General features: G+C 66.6%; 16 protein-coding genes. 10 read left to right on the plus strand and 6 right to left on the minus strand.

Annotated features, from left to right (window positions below):
* Position 1: 1 nt before the first annotated feature.
* The 10 genes from NAO55_RS15780 (at position 2) to NAO55_RS15825 (ending at position 10,356) form a co-directional block, all read left to right on the plus strand.
* Positions 2-751 carry a CPBP family intramembrane glutamic endopeptidase gene (locus tag NAO55_RS15780; protein WP_102839934.1) on the plus strand — a complete coding sequence of 250 codons (750 nt, stop codon included), beginning with the start codon at positions 2-4 and terminating at the stop codon, positions 749-751.
* 120 nt (positions 752-871) lie between these two features.
* A complete protein-coding gene (locus NAO55_RS15785) occupies positions 872-1,291 on the plus strand; it encodes a YciI family protein (RefSeq protein WP_102839933.1) in 420 nt (139 codons plus the stop codon).
* A gap of 17 nt (positions 1,292-1,308) precedes the next feature.
* On the plus strand, positions 1,309-1,725 hold the full coding sequence (locus NAO55_RS15790; protein WP_011914041.1) for a VOC family protein: 417 nt from the start codon (positions 1,309-1,311) through the stop codon (positions 1,723-1,725).
* Between the two features lie 194 nt (positions 1,726-1,919).
* Positions 1,920-3,083 (plus strand): acetyltransferase domain-containing protein, encoded by a 1,164-nt coding sequence (locus NAO55_RS15795; protein ID WP_102839932.1) that lies wholly within the window; start codon positions 1,920-1,922, stop codon positions 3,081-3,083.
* A 188-nt stretch (positions 3,084-3,271) separates the two neighbouring features.
* On the plus strand, positions 3,272-4,819 hold the full coding sequence (locus tag NAO55_RS15800; protein WP_102839931.1) for a type IV pilus assembly protein FimV: 1,548 nt from the start codon (positions 3,272-3,274) through the stop codon (positions 4,817-4,819).
* 159 nt (positions 4,820-4,978) lie between these two features.
* A complete protein-coding gene (locus NAO55_RS15805; RefSeq protein WP_102839930.1) occupies positions 4,979-5,986 on the plus strand; it encodes a ribonuclease Z in 1,008 nt (335 codons plus the stop codon).
* Between the two features lie 114 nt (positions 5,987-6,100).
* The gene (locus tag NAO55_RS15810; RefSeq protein WP_102839929.1) at positions 6,101-6,916 is read left to right on the plus strand and encodes an alpha/beta fold hydrolase; all 816 of its coding nucleotides are present in this window, start codon (positions 6,101-6,103) and stop codon (positions 6,914-6,916) included.
* A gap of 182 nt (positions 6,917-7,098) precedes the next feature.
* The gene (locus NAO55_RS15815) at positions 7,099-7,875 is read left to right on the plus strand and encodes a PP2C family protein-serine/threonine phosphatase (protein ID WP_102839928.1); all 777 of its coding nucleotides are present in this window, start codon (positions 7,099-7,101) and stop codon (positions 7,873-7,875) included.
* Between the two features lie 18 nt (positions 7,876-7,893).
* A complete protein-coding gene (locus tag NAO55_RS15820; RefSeq protein WP_102839927.1) occupies positions 7,894-9,450 on the plus strand; it encodes a serine/threonine-protein kinase in 1,557 nt (518 codons plus the stop codon).
* A gap of 57 nt (positions 9,451-9,507) precedes the next feature.
* Positions 9,508-10,356, plus strand: coding sequence for an FHA domain-containing protein (locus tag NAO55_RS15825; RefSeq protein WP_102839926.1), 849 nt, complete (start codon positions 9,508-9,510; stop codon positions 10,354-10,356).
* Positions 10,357-10,391: 35 nt separating this feature from the next.
* Here NAO55_RS15825 and NAO55_RS15830 read toward each other — a convergent pair whose 3' ends face one another.
* The 6 genes from NAO55_RS15830 to NAO55_RS15855 all read right to left on the minus strand — a co-directional run.
* Positions 10,392-10,562: a hypothetical protein gene (locus tag NAO55_RS15830; protein ID WP_197932480.1), complete on the minus strand. Its 171-nt coding sequence runs from the start codon at positions 10,560-10,562 to the stop codon at positions 10,392-10,394.
* The gene (locus NAO55_RS15835) at positions 10,549-11,394 is read right to left on the minus strand and encodes a potassium channel family protein (protein ID WP_197932481.1); all 846 of its coding nucleotides are present in this window, start codon (positions 11,392-11,394) and stop codon (positions 10,549-10,551) included. Before NAO55_RS15835 ends, NAO55_RS15830 begins: the two co-directional genes overlap by 14 nt.
* Before the next feature lie 118 nt (positions 11,395-11,512).
* A complete protein-coding gene (gene rarD, locus NAO55_RS15840; RefSeq protein WP_102839925.1) occupies positions 11,513-12,424 on the minus strand; it encodes an EamA family transporter RarD in 912 nt (303 codons plus the stop codon).
* A 32-nt stretch (positions 12,425-12,456) separates the two neighbouring features.
* Positions 12,457-16,539 carry an ATP-dependent RNA helicase HrpA gene (gene hrpA, locus NAO55_RS15845; RefSeq protein WP_102839924.1) on the minus strand — a complete coding sequence of 1,361 codons (4,083 nt, stop codon included), beginning with the start codon at positions 16,537-16,539 and terminating at the stop codon, positions 12,457-12,459.
* Positions 16,540-16,645: 106 nt separating this feature from the next.
* Positions 16,646-18,250, minus strand: coding sequence for a M28 family metallopeptidase (locus NAO55_RS15850; RefSeq protein ID WP_102839923.1), 1,605 nt, complete (start codon positions 18,248-18,250; stop codon positions 16,646-16,648).
* Positions 18,251-18,494: 244 nt separating this feature from the next.
* Positions 18,495-19,039 (minus strand): methyl-accepting chemotaxis protein (locus NAO55_RS15855; protein ID WP_256070243.1); only part of this gene is annotated, 545 nt, incomplete at its 5' end.

Below are 19,039 nucleotides of genomic sequence, written 5' to 3' on the forward strand. Positions count from 1 at the left end.
CATGCGCACGACACTGCCCTACGGCCTTCCTCTCACCGCGCTGCTGGGCGGCCTGGCACTCGGCCTGATCGAGCCGATCGGGGCGCTGCTCGTGCTGGCGTTCGCCGGCTGGCTACTGGCCGAGCCGCACCTGCCACGGCTGCCGTGGCTGGCAACCACCTTGATTGGGGCCCTCCTGCTTGCCGCGCATCTGCTGCCCGGCTTCAACCCGCTGCCCCTGGGGCCGCCGCAGGACCTGGGCGGTGCTCTCCCCTGGCAATTGCGGCTCAGCCCCGACAAGGCGATGGTCGCCGCGCTGCTGCTCGCCTGGTGGCTGGGCCAGCCGCGCGCAGCCTGGCGCTCGAAGCGCTGCACATGGCTGGTCGCGGTCGCGTGCCTGGCATCCGTGCCGCTGCTGGCGGTGGTCGGCGGCGTCCTCGCCTGGCAGCCGAAGTGGCCGGCGCAGTTCCTCGCCTGGCTGGCGGTCAACCTGGCCGTCACCTGCCTGGCCGAGGAGCTGATCTTCCGAGGGCTGTTGCAACGCGAGCTGGTCGCCCGCTTTGGCGCGGCCATCGGCATCGGCCTGGCGACAACCCTGTTCGGCGCGGCGCATCTGCCGTTCGGGGTCGGCTTCGCCCTGCTCGCCAGCGTGGCCGGGTTGGGCTACGGCCTGGCGTTCCACTGTGCCGGCGATCGGCTGTGGGTGGCCGTGCTGCTGCATGGCGCACTCAATTGCCTGCATCTGCTCCTGCTGAGCTATCCGCTGCGCTGATCGGAAATTTTCCAGCGCCCTGTCGATTCGTCCCGCGCTCGTTCGACCAATGATCGGAGCCGGCGGAAATCTCGACAACCCCGTCTAGGCTCCTTTTCCATCCAACGAAGGAGTCGACCGATGCGTTTCATGGTGATGATCAAGGCCACGCCGCAAACCGAAGCCGGCCAGATGCCCGACGAGGACGTGCTTGCGGCCATGGGCCGCTACAACGAAGAACTGGCCAACGCTGGCGTGCTGCTCGGCGGCGAGGGCCTGCAGCCCAGCAGCAAGGGCGCGCGGGTGCGCTTCGAGGGCGAGCGCTGCAGCGTCATCGACGGCCCGTTCGCCGAGACCCGCGAGCTGATCGCCGGCTTCTGGCTGTTCCAGACCGCTTCGCTGCAGGAGGCGATCGACTGGGTCAGGCGCTGCCCGCCGTCCGCCATCGGCGAGGCGGAGATCGAGATCCGCCAGGTCTTCGAAGCGGAGGACTTCGGCGCCGAGTTCACCCCGGAACTGCGCGAGCAGGAAGAACGCCTGCGTGCGCAACTCAACCACTGACAGCAAGGAGCACGAAGATGAAGCTTTCCACCTACCTCACCTATGACGGCAATGCCCGCGAGGCCTTCACCTTCTACCAGCAGGTACTGGGCGGCACCCTGGAGCTGATGACCTTCGCCCAGGCGCCGGATGCCGAGCAGTTCCCCGCCGAGTACCGCGAGCGGATCATGCATGCCTGCCTCAACCTCGGCGACAGCACGCTGATGGCCTCCGACACGCTGCCCGGAGACACCTGTGGCGGAGGACCGTACGAAGGCATCAAGGGCTGCTCGATTTCCCTGCACCCGACCCGCGTGGCGGAGGCCGAGCAACTGTTCGCTGCCCTGGGCGAAGGCGGTACGGTGATCATGCCGCTGGAGAAGACCTTCTGGGCCGAGCGTTTCGGCATGCTGACCGACCGCTTCGGTCTGTCCTGGATGGTCAACTGCGAGTAACGCCCGCCTCGCCCCGGCGCCGCTGTCGCCCCTGAAGCAGCACAGCGGCGCGCGGACGGACAGGCGTTTGGATGCACGGCACTTTTGTTATAACGTATCGCACCTTTGCCGGGCGTCACCGTAGCCAGGCCGTGAGGCATCACGTCCTCATGGCTCCGCGCCCGTTGTCCGCGAACTTCTGCCATGAGCCGTGCATGCCCGCCCCCGACCTGACCTCGCCCGTTGCGGCGCGCCTTCAATCCATCGACGCGCTGCGCGGCCTGGTGATTCTGTTCATGCTGCTGGACCATGTCCGCGAAACCTTTCTGCTGCACATGCAGGTGCCGGATCCGATGGACGTGGCGGTCACCGAGCCCGCACTTTTCTTCAGCCGCACCCTGGCGCACCTGTGCGCACCGGTATTCATCTTCCTGACCGGGTTATCAGCGTTCCTCTATGGCGAAAAGCATCAGGGCCGCCACGCGGTGTCGAGCTTTCTGCTCAAGCGCGGGCTGTTTCTGGTGGCGCTCGAGTTCACCCTGGTCAACTTCGCCTGGACCTTCCAGTTCCCGCCGCAGGTCATCTACCTCCAGGTGATCTGGGCCATCGGCCTGAGCATGCTCGCCCTCTCGGCGCTGCTCTGGCTGCCACGCCCGTGGCTGGTGCTGCTCGGACTGCTGATCATCGGCGGGCACAACCTGCTCGATCCGCTGCACTTCCCCGTCGGATCACCCATGCACCTGCCGTGGGCCATCCTGCATGATCGCGGCTGGCTTGAGGTCTCGGACAGCCTGCGGCTGCGCACCTCCTACCCGCTGTTGCCCTGGATCGGCGTGATCGCCCTGGGCTACGCCGCCGGCCCCTGGTTCGGACGCAACGCCGATGCTGAACGCCGTCAGCACAACCTCGCCAACTGGGGCAGGGCCGCGCTGCTGCTGTTCGTTCTGCTACGCCTGATCAACGGTTACGGCGAGCGGCCCTGGGTGGTTGGCGAGGATGGACTGCGGACACTGATGAGCCTGCTGAACATCACCAAATATCCGCCGTCGCTGCTGTTCCTCTGCCTGACCCTGGGCACCGGCCTGCTTTTGCTGCGCCACTTCGAGCGTCGCCAGGATCGCGCCTGGCTGCGCCCGCTGACGGTGTTCGGCGCAGCGCCGATGTTCTTCTACCTGCTGCACCTCTACGTGCTGAAGCTGCTCTACCTCGCCGCCGTGGCGATCTGGGGCCTGAACCGTGGCAGCCACTTCGGCTTCGAGGCGGTCTGGCCGCTGTGGTTGTGGACTGTCGTGCTGGCAGTGGCGCTGTATCCGGCGGTGCGCTGGTTTGCACGGCTGAAGGCCCGGCGCCGGGATATCACCTGGCTCAAGTACCTGTAGGCGAGACAGCACAAGCCGCCCATGCCACTGATCCGAAAAATGTGAACTATCTAGCAAATTGCCATCACTCCGGACATCATAGCCAGCACGAGCGTTCGCTACGGGCCGGCTGACTGCCACAGGCCGCCCGCGGCCGGGTTTCCTTGCGCGGAACCTCGACCAAAGCCCTGCTGGCACCCGGAATGTTTATGTCGTCGTTTCGTCTTGCCGTTTGGCCTTTCATCCTGCTTGCCGCCTGCTACACACCCCTGGCCAGTGCCCTGGGGCTGGGCGAGATCAGCCTGCATTCGGCGCTGGCCGAGCCGCTCGAGGCGGACATCGAGCTGATCGACGCACGCGGACTGGGCGCCGATGACATTAAAGTGCGCCTGGCGCCGAACCATGTGTTCGCCCGCGCCGGCGTCGAGCGGCCAGACATTCTCGCCAAGCTGAACTTCGTGCCGGCGCTCGACGCTGGCGGTCAGCGTATCCGCGTGAGTTCTACCACACCGGTGAACGAGCCCTATCTGAATTTCATCGTCGAGCTGACCCTACCGGGCGGCCAGCTACTGCGCGAGTACACCCTGCTGCTCGACCCGCCGCTGTACCAACCGGATCTGCCGGCGCTGCCGCTTGCCCGGCCGACGCCGGCCGTGGTCGGCATGCCGCCAGCTGAACCGGCACCAGCACGCACGCTGCCGATGGCCGAACAGGGCAAGCGGTATCGGATCCAGCCCGGCGACAGCCTCTGGGCCATCACCGCGCGACTGCAAGGTGGCAAGGCCGGCTCACGCGAAGCGCTGATGGCGGACCTCTATGCGCTGAACCCGGATGCCTTCATCGGCGGTGACCGCAACCGCCTGCGGGTCGGCGCCGAGATGCTGCTGCCAGACCACGTCGAGGCTTCTGCACCCCGACCATCATCGTCAGCGATTGAGCACGAGCCCGTCGCGGCGGCGCCAGCGGTCGAGCACGTCGCCTTCGAGCCTTCAGCGACGCCCGATCGCAGCCTGGAACAGGTGCTCGGCCAGCTCGAAGCCCAGGTGGTGAGCCTGCAGGCGCAGATGGAGGCGCAGAACCGCCTGCTCGCCGAAGCGCAGCAAAGCCTGGCCCAGCGCGAGGCAAGCCCGGCCGTCACCGAACCTTCCATCGCCCAGGTAGCGCCGTCCGACCTCGGCGCCGAGGCGCATCAGCCATCCGCCGCGCCGTTCGCCTCGGCGTTGGCTGCGCCGGCACTGGCGGAGCAGCCGGATAGTTCGCTCAGCAGCTCGTTACTGGTTGTGCCTGCGTTGCTTCTTCTTCTCGCGGGCCTGCTGCTGCGCCGACGCTCACGGGCGGCCGCAGCGGCCGCAGCGGCAGCGCTGATGGTCGAACCCCGTCCCGTTGGCGCCAAGCGGGCGGAGGCATCCTTCCCGGACATCAACCCCTTCCAGCGCCAGGTGCCGATGGTCACCGAGATGACCGTGGACGAATACCTCGGCCATCACCCAACCGAACGGCCGGCTCCCGTCGCAGCACTGCCGCAGCCAACCGCGCCGGGCCTCGTTGGCCTGCGTCAGCCAAGCGAACTGGACGAGCTGATCGCTAGCGCATCCACCGGAAACAGGGATGCCGTTTGGCGCGCGGGCCTCAGCGAAGCCCTCGGCTGCCTCGACCGCGGAGAGCTCGACCGCGCGACCAGTCTGCTGGCGACCCTGCTCGACCAGGACGACAGCGCTCAGCGCGGCAGCGACGCGCAACTCGCACAAAGCGCCTGATAGCGAAGCGGCGCGTACGCTAGCGCATCGACGCTCGCCCTGGCCTCGTCACCGCAATACTCAGCCGGCGGCACACGTCGAGGAACAGTTACGCAACCGACAGCTGACGCACCAGTCGTACAGGCATACTGATCAGACCCCTTCTGGAGAACATGCCTCGTGGACCTGCTATTTCTCGGCACCTCATCCGGCACACCGACCCGCGCGCGCAACGTCAGCGCGCTGGCGCTGCTGGAAGACACCGGCAAGGCCTGGTACCTGATCGATTGCGGCGAAGGCACCCAGCATCGTCTGCTGCGCACGCCGCTGTCGCTGCACGACCTGCGCGCCATCTGCATCACCCACGTGCATGGCGATCACTGCTATGGCCTGCCCGGCCTGCTGGCCAGTGCCGGCATGATGGGGCGCAAGGCACCGCTGACGATCATCGCCCCGCAGGGCATCGAGACCTGGGTGCGGGCGACCCTGAGCATGAGCCAGAGCTGGCTGAGCTACGAGCTGGACTTTCATGCGGTCGAGACGCTGAGCGAGTGGCGCAGCCCGAACATGCGCATCGAGGCGACCGAGCTGTCCCATCGCGTGCCCTGCTACGGCTACAGCTTCAGCGAGGCGCGCCCCGACCCGCGCCTGGACATCGAACGCCTGGAACGTGACGGCGTGCCGCGCGGCCCACTCTGGGGCCAGCTGGCACGCGGCTTCGACATCGAGCATGAAGGCCGAGTGCTACGCAGCGACGATTACCTGAGCTTCAGCCGCACCCCGCGACGCATCGTCATCGGTGGCGATAACGACCGACCCGAGCTGTTCGCCGAAGCCTGTCGTGACGCGCAGCTGCTGGTACACGAGGCGACCTATACCGAGGCCGTGGCCAACGACGCGCGCAATGACTTCGGCCACAGCACCGCAGCAGCGGTGGCGCGCTTTGCACAGGCGGTCGGGCTGCCGAACCTGGTGCTCACCCACTTCAGCGCGCGCTACCAGAAGAGCGCCGGTCGCGGCCATTCGATCGAGCATCTGCGGGCCGAAGCCGCTGCACTGTACGCCGGCCAGCTGCTGCTCGCCGAGGACTACATGCGCCTGCATCTGGGCAAGGACGGCAACCTGACCCGCGTCGAACCACCCGACAGCTCGCGTCCGCCACGCCGCGGCAGCGAGAGCGGCGCCTGATGCGGCAGGGGGAAGCCAGCCGCCACCGAACCGCCGATACATTCGCAGGCGCATGTTGACGTTTACGTAAAAGAGCAGTACTGCTATGCGCTCCGCCTACGCCAGGAGCGCCCGATGACCCTCAGCACCAAGCTCGGCAACAGCCCGACCGATCTATGGCTGGAGGGCTCCGGAGGACGGCTGTTCATTCGCAGCTGGTTTCCCGATGCCGATGCGTTGCGCCCGAACCGCGCCCCTATCCTGCTGCTGCACGAATCGCTCGGCTGCATCGAGCAGTGGCGGGACTTCCCGGCCGCCCTCAGTCAGGCCACTGGACGAACGGTGGTGGCCTATGATCGCCTCGGTTATGGTCGCTCCGATCGCCTGACTGCGCCGCCTGTGGCGAGCTTCGTCGAGGACGAGGCCAGCACCGGCTTCGCCGCAGTACGCGAGCACCTGGGTATCGAGCACTTCGTGGTGGTCGGCCACAGCGTTGGGGGCAGCATGGCAGTGCATTGTGCCGCGCGATTCGCCGAGGCCTGCCAGGCACTGATCACCCTGTCCGCGGTGACCTTCGTCGAGTCGCAGACGCTGGACGGCATCCGTCAGGCCAGGAACTGGTTCGCCGACCCTACCCAACGCGAGCGTCTGCGCCGCTATCACGGCGAGCGCAGCGACTGGGTGCTGAGCGCCTGGATCGACACCTGGCTCGCCCCGAACTTCAGCAACTGGTCACTGGAAGCGGCACTGCCGGCCGTGAGTTGCCCGACGCTGGCCATCCATGGCGAAGGCGACGAGTTCGGCTCGGCGAGACATCCGCAGCTGGTCGCCCGCCACGCCGGCGGGCCGGTGGAACAGGTACTGCTGGCAGGCGTCGGTCATGTGCCGCACCGCGAACAACCGGAGCAAGTGCTGGCACGCATCGCACAGTTCCTGCGGCCGGTCAGCTAACGCATGCATGCGAGCGCAGGCCAAGCGCATCAAAGCGGCCGGCTGCTGGTCCGGGCGCGTTCGATTGCTTCGCCCCTGTGCGCGAGTTAACAGTGTTGCGCTTGCCTCGGTACCAGCCGATGACAGTACCCGAGGCCCAACGCATCATGCTCGCTCGATGTCATGCCGCAGCGGGTCAACGCATGCAACCTACCCTCACCGACTCCTTGCTGGACTACGCCGGAATCAGCTCGCCCGGGCGCAGGCGCAGCCACAATGAAGATGCCCTGCTTTGCGCGCCGGCACTGGGCCTCTGGGCGATCGCCGACGGCATGGGCGGGCACCAGTGCGGTGAGGTCGCCAGCAGCGTGGCGCTGGAGGCACTGCAGCGGGCCATTGAAGCCGGCGAGCCGCTGGAACCGGCGGTCCACCTGGCCAATCAGGCCGTACTGGACGCCGCCGGCGACGACGGTATGGGCACCACACTGGTGGCAGCGCAGTTCCATGGCGTCGATTTCGAGCTGGCCTGGGTTGGTGACAGCCGGGCCTATCTGGTCAGCGCCACCGGCATCGAGCAGCTCACCCGCGACCACAGCTGGGTACAGATGATGATCGACGCCGGCGAGCTGAAGCCTGCCGAGGCCGAGGGCCACGCCTGGCGCAACATCATCCTGCACTGCCTGGGTCGCGAGGAACCGCTGGAGATCGGCGTCACCTGTGGCACGCTGAAGCCCGACGAGCTGCTGTTGCTGTGCAGCGACGGCCTGACCAACGAACTGACCGATGCACAGATCCAGGCCAGCTGCACCTTCGCCGACACGCTCGAGAACCTGGTGGAACAGCTGATCGCTCAGGCCAACGAGCATGGCGGGCGGGACAATATTTCCTGCATCGTGATCGGCCGTACCGCAACACCGCCAGCGACCGAGTCGCGCGGGCGCCGCTTCATCAACATGCTGTTGAAACCCCTCAAGTCGTAACCAGGCACGAGCTTTTCCATGACGCATCGGATGCTAGAAATTCCCGGCTATCGCCTGCACAAACGACTCGGCAAGGGCGGCATGGCCGAGGTCTACCTCGCCACCCAGCTGTCCCTGGATCGCGAGGTGGCAGTCAAGGTGCTGCTGCGCACCGAGGATGCCGCCTTTACCGAACGCTTCATCCAGGAAGGCCATATCGTCGCCTCGCTGCGCCATCCGGCCATCATCACCATCCACGACATCGGCCAGATCGCCGATGGCCGCCACTATCTGGCCATGGAATACCTCGGCGGCGGCGATCTGGCGCAGCATCGCGGCATCGTCTTTTCACCGGCCCGGGCTCTGGACATCATTCGCCAGCTGGCCGGCGGCCTCGCGGTGGTGCATGACGGCGGCCTGGTCCACCGCGACGTGAAGCCGGCCAACATTCTCTTTCGCGACGATGGCAGCGTGGTGCTCACCGACTTCGGCGTGGCTAAGGCGGTGGAACTGGACAACGAGCTCACGCATTTCGGTATCGCCGTCGGCAGCCCGGCCTACAGCAGCCCGGAACAGGCCCAGTGCCAGCCGCTGGATGCCCGCAGCGACATCTACAGCCTCGGCGTGATCCTCGCCGAGATGCTCACCGGGACCAACCCGTTCCGCGCCAGCAGCTATCCGCAAACCGTGCTCAACCACGTGCAGATGCCGCTGCCGCAGTTGCCGCCGGCGCTGGCGGGCTACCAGCCGCTGCTCGATCGCATGCTGGCCAAGCTACCGGACGAGCGCTTCGCCAGCTGTCGCGAACTGCTGGCCGCCATCGACACCCTCACCGAACCGGACATGGACCAGACGCGCATCGCGCCGGCCGTCATCATCGAAGCCAAGCCCAGTCGCCGTCGCCGGCGGAGTGGGCGCGGCCTCGGCCGCTGGGCGGCAATCAGCGCAGCCGTGGTGGCCACGGTGGCCGTGCTCGGCTTCGGTGGTTACCAGTGGTGGCAGTACAGCCGCATCAGCGACTTCCTCGGCCGTGCCGAGTCACGCCTGGCCGTCGGACAGCTGACCACGCCCGCGTTCGACAATGCCGACTACTACTTCCGCCAGGCCCTGCGCCTAGATGCCGATAACCCCGAAGCGCTCGACGGCCTGCGCCGCGTGCTCGATGCGCGCATCGCCGAAGCCCTGGAGCTGGCGGCGCAGCGGCTGGCCAGCGACCAGCTGCTGGAGCCGGCCGAAGACAGCGCCGTGCACTATTACCAGCAGGTGCTCGGCTGGCTGCCGGAGCATCAGGCCGCACGCGAAGGTCTGACACGGGTCAGCGAACGCTATGTCCAACTTGCCGAATCGGCCTATGCACAACGCGAGTTCGCCCTGGCGTTGGAATACATCCAGCAGGGCCTGGAGGCTGCGCCGCAATACGCGCCGCTGCTCGCACTGCACGACGCTCACGCTCAGCGCGTTGCCAAAGCGCGTGCACCACGGCCCAAGCCGCGTACCGCCGCTAGCACCTCGCGCACGGCGCCAACAACCACGCAAAGCTCCCAGGCGCCGGCCAACCCGGTCAAGCGCCTGTGGAACCGGATCTTCAACCAGTAATCACGGGCGATCGCTCGGCTCGCGCCCGATCGCCTCTCTGCTCAGGGTGATTCAGAGATGCTCAGGATTCATTTCGTCGACAACCGGCAGAGCCCCATCTGGCTGGCCGATGAACGTTTCACCCTCGGCTCGGACCGCAGCAACAAGCTGGTCGCGAACGATGCCGGGATAGAGCCGTTCCACGCCGAACTGCTGCTGGAACACCGCTTCTACTACCTCACCGACCTCGGCACGGTGGGCGGCACCTACGTCAACGACGAGAAGGTCGGCGAGCGCTACCAGATTCGCGCCGGTGATCGCCTGCGGCTAGGCACGCTTGAGCTGCAGATCGTCGATCCGGCCAAGGCCGGCGCCAAGGTGGCGTCCGCGCCCCGCTGGTTGCTGCAGGTCGTGAAGGGCGAGAACCAGGGCCACAAGTACCACATCACCGGCTCGATGACCTTCGGCCGCTCGGTGAAGTGCGAGCTCTGCTTCAGCGACGCCGAACTGTCGCGCCGCCATGCCGAATTCTTTCTCAAGGGCGACGTGCTGGAAGTGAAGGACCTGGCCTCGGCCAACGGTGTGCTGGTGAACCGGCAGAAGGTCAGCACCGCGGTGCTGCAGCCGGGCGATCAGATCCAGCTGGGCAACACCACCCTGTTGGTGATCGGGCCAAAGGTCAGCGCGCCGGAAGTCGTCGACGAGGACGCCACGGTGTTCGTTCGCGCCGCCGACCTGCCCACGCCTCTGCCCAAACCCGCACGTCCGCGCCCGGCTACACCGAACCCGTTGCATGCCGCCACCACAGCGGCAGCCGTGATACCCGCTGGCGACCCTTCGCGCAGGTCCGGCTGGCGCATCGGCCTGCTGCTCGGGGTACTGGCAGTAGCGCTCGTCGCAGCCCTCCTGGCGCAAAGGATGTTGTAGTCGTCAGCGTTCGACCACAGTGCTCGGCGAGTTCGTCAGTTTCCGGCCGAGTCGCCATAAACGTCACGCCAGCTCCAGCCATCCGATTCAAGCAAGGCACTCAGCAGCCTGCGGCGCTGGTCGTGCGCCGCGATGGCGACGCGGTCTTCATCCAGCGGTATGGCTGCGGCCGCCAACGGCGTCAGATCGACATCACCCTCGCCCACGCTCGGGCGGGTTCGACCAAGGTAGCTGGCACGTTGCAGCTCCAGGTGCCGAGTCACCGCCGAACCCAGCATCTGCCGTTTGCCGATCCTGGGGAATCTCGGCACTGACGCTTTGCAGCAGCCTCAACACCTCATTGAGCGTAACCACCGCCGGCACCACGTTCTTGCCGGCATCGCAATTGTGAAAGCACTGGATCACCGGGTATGCATGATGGTTCAGGGTGTGCTGGACCAGCATCTGCCGCAGCTCCGGGACGTTGTCGTAGAAACTGGAGAAATCCGCACCATTCCAGCTGTTGACCAGGATTTCCTGCGGCGTTCGGCCCATGCTGCTGACCAGTAGGCTGAGCTGGTTCTGCAGACTGACCGCCGACAGCACCGGAACGATATAGGTGATCGCCGCAGTGATGAACGTCAGGCCGCAGAACGCGGCCGCGCTGGTCAGCACACGCCAGCCGTCCGCGGCTGCGGCGTAGTCGCCGACGCCCAGCGTTGAAAGGGTGAAACCGGCGTAGTAGAAGGTTTCCCACAAATCGGCAGGCAGCTTGGTCGCGTCGTCAACAATCGAGCCGGGGTGCGAGGCAAAAAGCAGGAACAAGCTCGCCCAGAGGCCCAGTATCCAGCTCAGCAGCACCGAGAGCACGACGAATTGCCCGGCATACTGCAGCACTCCGGATCGCCCCTGGCGCCCCGCCGCCCTGAAGAAAAGCGCCCATACCGACCGAGTGACAGCGTTGGTGAGCATTCCGCCGCCGCGTGTCGAAAGCGTGGTCTTGATGATGTCGGCGGCAATGAGCAGAAACAGCAGGATACCGAGGGTGAATAGCGCCATGAGCTTGAAGCCTTGCTCCTTGATCAGGGTTCACCGATTAGGAAAAGCGCAACGCTCCACAAGTTCACCCGGCGCGCTCCGCGCAAGCAACCCACCCGGACAGCTGGCGGTGCCGGTTTCAGCCAGGCCCTGCGCTGGCCCCACGGCTGCGACGCAAAGCAGCCACGCCCTCGACGACCAGAACTCCGATCGCCGCCCAGATTGCCCCATAGGTCAGCCACTGGCCTGCCGTGATGGTCTCGCCGAGCAGCAGCGCCACCACCACCAGCAATACCGGTTCGACGTAGCTGAGCAGGCCGAACAGGGCCAGGTTCAGCTGTTTGCTGGCGACGATCATCAGCGCCAGGGCCAGCGCGCTGAGCGCACCGAGGCCGGCGATCAGCACCAGCAGCCGCGGGCTGGCGGTCAGCAACTGCAAGGTGTCGCGGTCGGCGACGGCGAACAATGCGGCGACCGGCAGGCTGATCACCAGGTCCAGCCAGAGGCCGCCTAGATTGGCGGTGCCCATCCTGCGGCGCAGGGCGAAGTAGCACGGATAGCCGAGGGCGACCGCCAGCACCGGCCAGGACAGCGACGCGGCGCCGAGCAGTTCGTTGCCGACGCCGATCGCGGCGAGCAGGCAGGCCAGGCGCTGCAGCCGGCTGATCGCCTCGCCGAACAGCAGCCGCCCGGTGAGCACCAGGGTCAGCGGCAGCAGGAAGTAGCCGAGCGAGACGTCCAGGCCGTGGCCGTTGATCGGCGCCCACATGAACAGCCACAGCTGCAGCCCGACCAGCGCCGAGGACAATGGCAGCGCCAGCCATAGCCGCGGCTCGGCGGGCAAGCGCGCAACAATCTGCCGTACCTCACCCCAGCGGCCGATGGCGAGCAGCAGCAGTGCCAGGCAGGGGGCGGTCAGCAGGATGCGCCAGCCGTAGACCTGCTGGCCGTCCAGCGGCTCGAGCAGCGTGGTGTAGTAGTACAGCGTGGCGAACAGCGCCGAAGCGCCGAGCGAACTGGCCACGCCCGGCAGACTGTTGTGGCTGTGCATGGCTCGATCCAGATGAGAGGCCGACCCTGAACTCAGGGCTCGACCTGGCTCCATTGCTTGTTCAGGCGCTTGTCGGATACCGGCATTTTCGTACCCAACTGCTGTGCCCAGAGCGAGACGCGATATTCCTCGAGCATCCAGCGATAGAGCGCCAGTTCAGGATCGCGCTTGCCCTCCTGCTGGTGCTTGTGCAGCCGCGCCTGGTACTGCTCCCAGTAGCCGCCCAGCTCGCCGGACCAGACGCGGTCGCGCTGCAGCTGCGCGCCGATCTTCTCGAAGCGTTGCTCGATGGCCTTCAGATAGCGCGGGTATTCCTTCAGCCACTCGGCCGGCGTTTCGCGAACAAAGCCCGGATAGACCAGGTTGCCCAGCTGCGCCTTGATGTCGTTGAGCGCCACCGCCTGGGCCAGGTCGATCTTGCCCTTGAAGCGCTTCTGCAGGCCGTGCCAGTGCTTGAGGATTTCCAGTGTCAGGCGCGCCAGCCGTTCGGCATGCGCGGTCCAGTCGCCGCGCTTGCGCTCGGCCAGCGACGCCAGCGCCGCACCGTCACGCGGCAGCGCGGCCTCGCCGTCGAGGATGCAGCTGTCGAGGCTGGCCAGCAGGATGTCCTCAACCAGCGCATCGACCTTGCCCATGTCACGGTAGAGCAAGCCCAGCTCGGTAAGGCCCGGCAGCTTGTGGCGCAGGTACTTGGCGGGTTCCGCCAGCTGTTGCAGCAACAGGCGCTGCAGGGCGCGGCGGTGCTGCCAGTCGGCCTCGGCCTGGGTCGGGAAGCGCGCCTCCTTGACCACCCCGCCCTCCTCGACCAGCGCCGGGTAGACCGTCATCGACAGGCCGGCCATCTTCGCCTGCGCCTTTTCCGCGACCTGGGCAAAACCCTTGGCCTCGACCGGCTTCTGCTCGGCCTTCTCCTGCGGCGGCGCCAGGGCCGCCTGGCTGGCCTCGGCGAAGCGCGCGGTCAGCTCGGCCAGGTCGCGGCCTTCGCCGAGGAACTTGCCGCGCGCATCGACCACCTCGATGTTCATCTTCAGGTGGTTTTCCAGCCCGGCAGCGGCCTCGGCCCAGGCCTCGTCCGGCACGCGGGCGCCGGTCATGCGGGTGAGCTCGCGGCCCAGCGCCTCGGGCAAGGCGCCTTCGCCAAAGCTGATCTTGGCCAGTGCCGCGCCGACGAAGTCAGGCACCGGCACGAAGTTCTTGCGGATCGCCTTGGGCAGGCCGCGCACCAGTGCGACCGCCTTCGCCTCGATCAGCCCGGGCACGAGCCAATCGAGCCGCTCGCGGCGCAGTTGCGGCAGCAGCGGCGCCGGCACGCGCAGGGTCACGCCGTCGCGCGGGTGGTTGGGTTCGAAGTGGTATTCCAGCGGCAGCTGCAACTCGCCGATGCGCAGGTGATCCGGATACTGCGCGGCGGTGACTTCGCGCGCCTCTCGGGCGAGCACGTCTTCCTCGCGCATGATCAACAGCTGCGGGTCTTTCTGGCTCTCGCGCTTGTACCAGTTCTCGAAGCTGGCGGTCTGGTAGATGTCCGCTGGCACACGCGCATCGTAGTAACCGAACAGGGTTTCCTCGTCGGCAAGGATGTCGCGACGCCGCGCCTTGGCCTCAAGCTCGTCCATGCGCTCGAGCAGCTCGCGGTTGGCTGTCAGCGCGCGGGCACGGCTGTTGATCTCGCCACGCACCAGGCCCTCGCGGATGAACAGCTCGCGTGCCGCCGGAGGGTCGATGGGCCCGTAGTGCACCGGGCGGCGGCCAACCACGATCAGCCCGTAGAGCGTAACCTGCTCGTAGGCCACCACCTGGCCGCGCTTCTTCTCCCAGTGCGGCTCGAAGTGGTTCTTCTTGACCAGGTGGCCGGCCAGCGGCTCGATCCAGTCCGGTTCGATCTTGGCGACCATGCGCGCGAACAGCTTGGTGGTTTCCACGAGTTCCGCGGCCATCAGCCAGTTGGGTTTCTTGCGCCCGATCACGCTGGAAGGATGCACCCAGAAGCGTCGCTGGCGGGCACCGAGGAAGTCGCCCTCCTCGGTCTTGTTGCCGATCTGGCTGAGCAGGCCGGCAAGAATCGCCTTGTGCACCGCGGCGTAACCCTTGGCTTTCTGCGCGGCCTCGCTGGCTTCGGCCTGCTGGCGGAGGATGACATTGACCTTGTTGTCCTTGGTTGGCACGGGTTGGACGCTAGCCCCCGCCGAACGCGCGGAAGAGGCTGCGCCTTCTTCCACCCGACGAGCCTTGGCGGCGTGCAGTAGTTGGCCGGAGCCATCCGCCGACCTGCCCGAACCAAGCTTGAGCTCGCGCACGATCAGCGTCAGCTGGCGATGCGCGTCGCGCCACTCGCGCAGGCGCAGGTAGTTGAGGAAGTTCTTACGGCACCAACTGCGCAGCGCATTGGAGCCCAGCGCCTGGCGTTGTTCCTCGAAGCCGCGCCAGAGGTTGATCAGCGCGGCGAAGTCCGAGTCCGGGTCCTTCCACTGCGCATGGGCCTGGTCGGCGGCCTGCTGGCGGTCCGCCGGGCGCTCGCGCACATCCTGCACCGACAGCGCGCTGGCGACGATCAGCACCTCGGCCAGACTGCCCTGTTGCGCGGCTTCGAGCAGCATGCGGCCCAGGCGCGGGTCGATCGGCAGCCGCGCCAGCTGGCGTCCCAGCGGGGTCAGCTGGTTCTCGCGGTTGACCGCCGAGAGCTCCTGCAACAGGTTGAAGCCGTCGCTGATGGCCTTGCCATCCGGCGGCTCGATGAAGGGGAAATCCTGAATGTCGCCCAGGCGCAGATGCAGCATCTGCAGGATCACCGCGGCGAGGTTGGTGCGCAGGATCTCCGGGTCGGTGAATTCCGGCCGACCGAGGAAATCCTCCTCGCTGTACAGACGGATGCAGATGCCCGGCTCGACCCGTCCGCAGCGACCCTTGCGCTGGTTGGCGCTGGCCTGGGACACCGCCTCGATGGGCAGGCGCTGAACCTTGGCGCGGTAGCTGTAGCGGCTGATGCGCGCGGTGCCGGAATCGATCACGTAGCGGATGCCCGGCACGGTCAGCGAAGTCTCGGCGACGTTGGTGGCCAGCACGATCTTGCGCCCCGGGCGCGGCTGGAAGATTTTCTGCTGCTCGGCCGGCGTCAGGCGCGCATACAGCGGCAGCACCTCGGTGAATTTCAGATTGGCCTTGCGCAACACCTCGGCGGCGTCGCGAATCTCGCGTTCGCCGGGCAGGAACACCAGCACGTCGCCGGGGCGCTGGCCAACGCTGCGCTCGTGGGCGGCAATCTCGTCCAATGCAGCGAGGATGCCCTGATCGACGGTGAGGTCATCCTCGACGCGGTTGCCGTCCTCGTCGATCTCGGCAGCCAGCGGGCGATACCAGGTTTCCACCGGGTAGGTACGCCCGGACACCTCGACGATGGGTGCACCGTCGAAGTGCTCGGAAAAGCGCTCCAGGTCGATGGTCGCCGAGGTGATGATCACCTTCAGATCCGGCCGGCGTGGCAGCAGCGTCTTGAGGAAGCCCAGCAGGAAGTCGATATTCAGCGAACGCTCATGGGCCTCGTCGACGATGATCGTGTCGTACTTCTCCAGAAAGCGATCGTGCTGCGTCTCCGCCAGCAGGATGCCGTCGGTCATCAGCTTGATCAGCGTGCGCTCGGTACTCTGGTCCTCGAAGCGCACCTGATAGCCCACCAACTCGCCCAGCGGCGCGCCGAGCTCCTCGGCGACGCGGGTGGCGACGCTGCGCGCGGCCAGGCGCCGCGGTTGGGTATGGCCGATCAGCCCGTGTACGCCCCGGCCGATCTCCAGACAGATCTTCGGCAGCTGGGTGGTCTTCCCCGAGCCGGTCTCACCGGCGATCACCAGCACCTGATGCTTTTCCAGCGCGGCCTTGATCTCGTCGCGCTTGGCGGCGATCGGCAGGCTGTCGTCGTAGCGGATGCGCGGCACGCTTTGCCGGCGCGCCTCGACCTTGGCGGCGGACGCCTGGAAGCGCTCCAGCCACTGGGCGAGCCTGGCTTCGTCCGGTTGCTTTCTCAGCTCGTGCAGCTGACGACGCAGGCGGTGGCGATCCGCGAACAGGGCCTGGTCTAGGTTCTTCAGCAGGGTATCGATAGCGGGCGTTGCGTCGGTCATGGACAGCCGTGGGCAATTTCGTGAAGGGCGCGATTGTCGCAGATTTGCCGGGCCGACCGTAGGAAAAGGGGGACCGCGCCGGCATGCCGGCGCGGTATTCAGGCGATCAACGGATCCAGTGACCCCAGCGCGACTTCTCCTGCACCTGCTGGATGCGCATGCTGCCGATGCTCTGCTCGGCCGCCGCGGCGATCTCGTCATCGATCATCTTGGTGGACAGCGACAGCCAGCTGGTGGCGAAGGCCAGTGCATCGCCGTGCAGCTCCAGCGCCTCGATGGATATGTTGCCGAGGTTGTCGCATGGCGTGTGGTAGCACTGATCGAACGACTGCCCGGCCGTTCCGCCGTAACGCTGCGCCTGCTCCTCGGTCTTGATGTCCTCGGCACCGGTGAACAGCCCGCCGAAGGCGATGCCGTCCTCGAAGAACTGCGCATAGTCGGAGCGGAAGTCGATCTCGGTGCCTTCAGACGGGGCGTTGCGCAGCTTGAAGTAGGTGCGCAGCAGCCGCTCGATGGCAGCCGAGCCGGGCGGACCCTGCAGGCCGAAATCCGAGCCGTCGCCGTCATAGATGAAGTTGGCGTAGTTCGGCGAGCCGATCATGTCGACGTTCAGGTAGGCCTTGATGCGCTGCTTCTGTTCGTCCGGCAGCTGGTTGACGTAGTAGGTCGAGCCCACCAGCCCCGACTCCTCCGCGCCCCACCAGGCGAAGCGAACCTTGTTCTCCGGCCGCGCCTTGCTCATCAGCAGCGCCATCTCCAGCAGCGCCGCACTGCCGGAACCGTTGTCGTTGATGCCCGCACCTTCGAACACCGAATCCAGGTGCGCGCCGACCATCACCACGTTGCTCGGATCACCCCGCCGCGTTTCGGCCAGCAGGTTGTAGGTCTCGGTCTGCTCGCGCACCACGTCGACGTTCATGCTCAGCTGCAGCCCGGCGGTCTGCGACCAGGCCACGCCGTTGTCGTAGGTCGAAAACAGCACCGGAATGCCGCCCGCATAGTCCTCGCCCAGGGTGGCGACCAGCAGGCCCTTGCGGTCCTCGGTGTCGCCCTGATTGAAGATGATGGCTCCGGCCGCGCCGGCTGCGGCGGCATTCGTCGCCTTCTGCCCGAACGGACAGGTGCCGCGCTGCATCAGCGCGATGGCGCCGGCCGGGAAGCCGGCGAAGTCTTCCGGTTCGCAGCCGCTGGTAGATGTGTTGCCGGCGCCGAGCGCCAGATCCACCGGCACCACCGGTGCGGTGACGTTGCCCGGATCGGTCTGGTCGGCATAGGCGAAATCCTCTTCCCAGACATATTGCACCGTCTGCGGCGCCACCGCGCTCAGCGTGCCGGGATTGGCCGGATAGAAGGCGAGGAAGGGAAACGCCTGCACCTCGACGCGATAGCCAGCGCGCTGTAGCCGGCTGCGCACATAGTCGAGAGACGCCTGGTAGCCCGGCTGGCCGGAGGCGCGATTGCCTCCATTGAGCGTGGCGATATCCTGCAGCGCTTCCAGGTGCTTCATGACGTTGCTCGCCTGCATGCAGCGCGGCAGGCCGACAGGCGTGCCGACCAGCAGCGGCGAACGACACAGCGCCGCATTCGGCTTGGCCGGCGTCCAGAAGTCGTTGAATTGAGCGGTATCGGCCTTTGGCGCGGCAAGTGCCGCGCTGCTGGCGATCAATGCGAGAGAAGCAACTACCCGAACAGCATTGTTTTTCTTGTGCATGGGTAACTCATCCTTGCAACGAGATTGATGGGCAGGCCGCCTGGCTTGCGCCATCGTCCCCTACGGCAATCAGCGGACGCGGCCATAGGGAGCTAGACCGAACGGCCACCGTCTCGTTCTGGCGCAACCGCCCACCGGTATTACCGTTGATCGGGATGAGGGAACTTCGCTGAAGATCAAAGGCGTTCGGCAACGAATGCCGCGCCTTGGCGACAGGCATTGCGCCTGCCGCCTGCGGGGGTGATCAGATGCGGAACTGACCCACCAGTTGTTGCAGTCGCTCGGCCAGGCCGTTGAGCTCGCGAGAGGTCTGCGCGCCCTGGGCGGCATCACTGGCGACGCCATCCACCGCATCGGCAATATGGTGCACGCTGCGGTTGATCTCCTCGGCCACCGCGGTCTGCTCCTCAGCGGCGGCGGCGATCTGCGCGTTCATCGAATTGATGGTGCCGATCAGAGCGGAGATGGCGTCCAGCGATTCGCCGGCCTGGTTGGCCTGGTCACGGGTGCTCTCGCCCTTCTCGCCCGCCCGCAGCATGGTGGCGACGGTGTTGGAGGTGGCACTCTGCAGGCGGTCGATCATGCCCTGGATCTCGCCAGTGCTTTGCTGGGTGCGGCTGGCCAGCGCGCGAACTTCGTCGGCGACCACGGCGAAGCCGCGCCCGGCCTCACCCGCACGGGCCGCCTCGATGGCCGCATTGAGCGCCAGCAGGTTGGTCTGCTCGGCAATGGCGCGGATCACGTCGAGCACGCCGACGATGCCTTTCACGTCCTGCTGCAGGCCTTCCA

The sequence above is a fragment of the Stutzerimonas frequens genome, assembly GCF_024448335.1.
GTDB lineage: Bacteria > Pseudomonadota > Gammaproteobacteria > Pseudomonadales > Pseudomonadaceae > Stutzerimonas > Stutzerimonas frequens.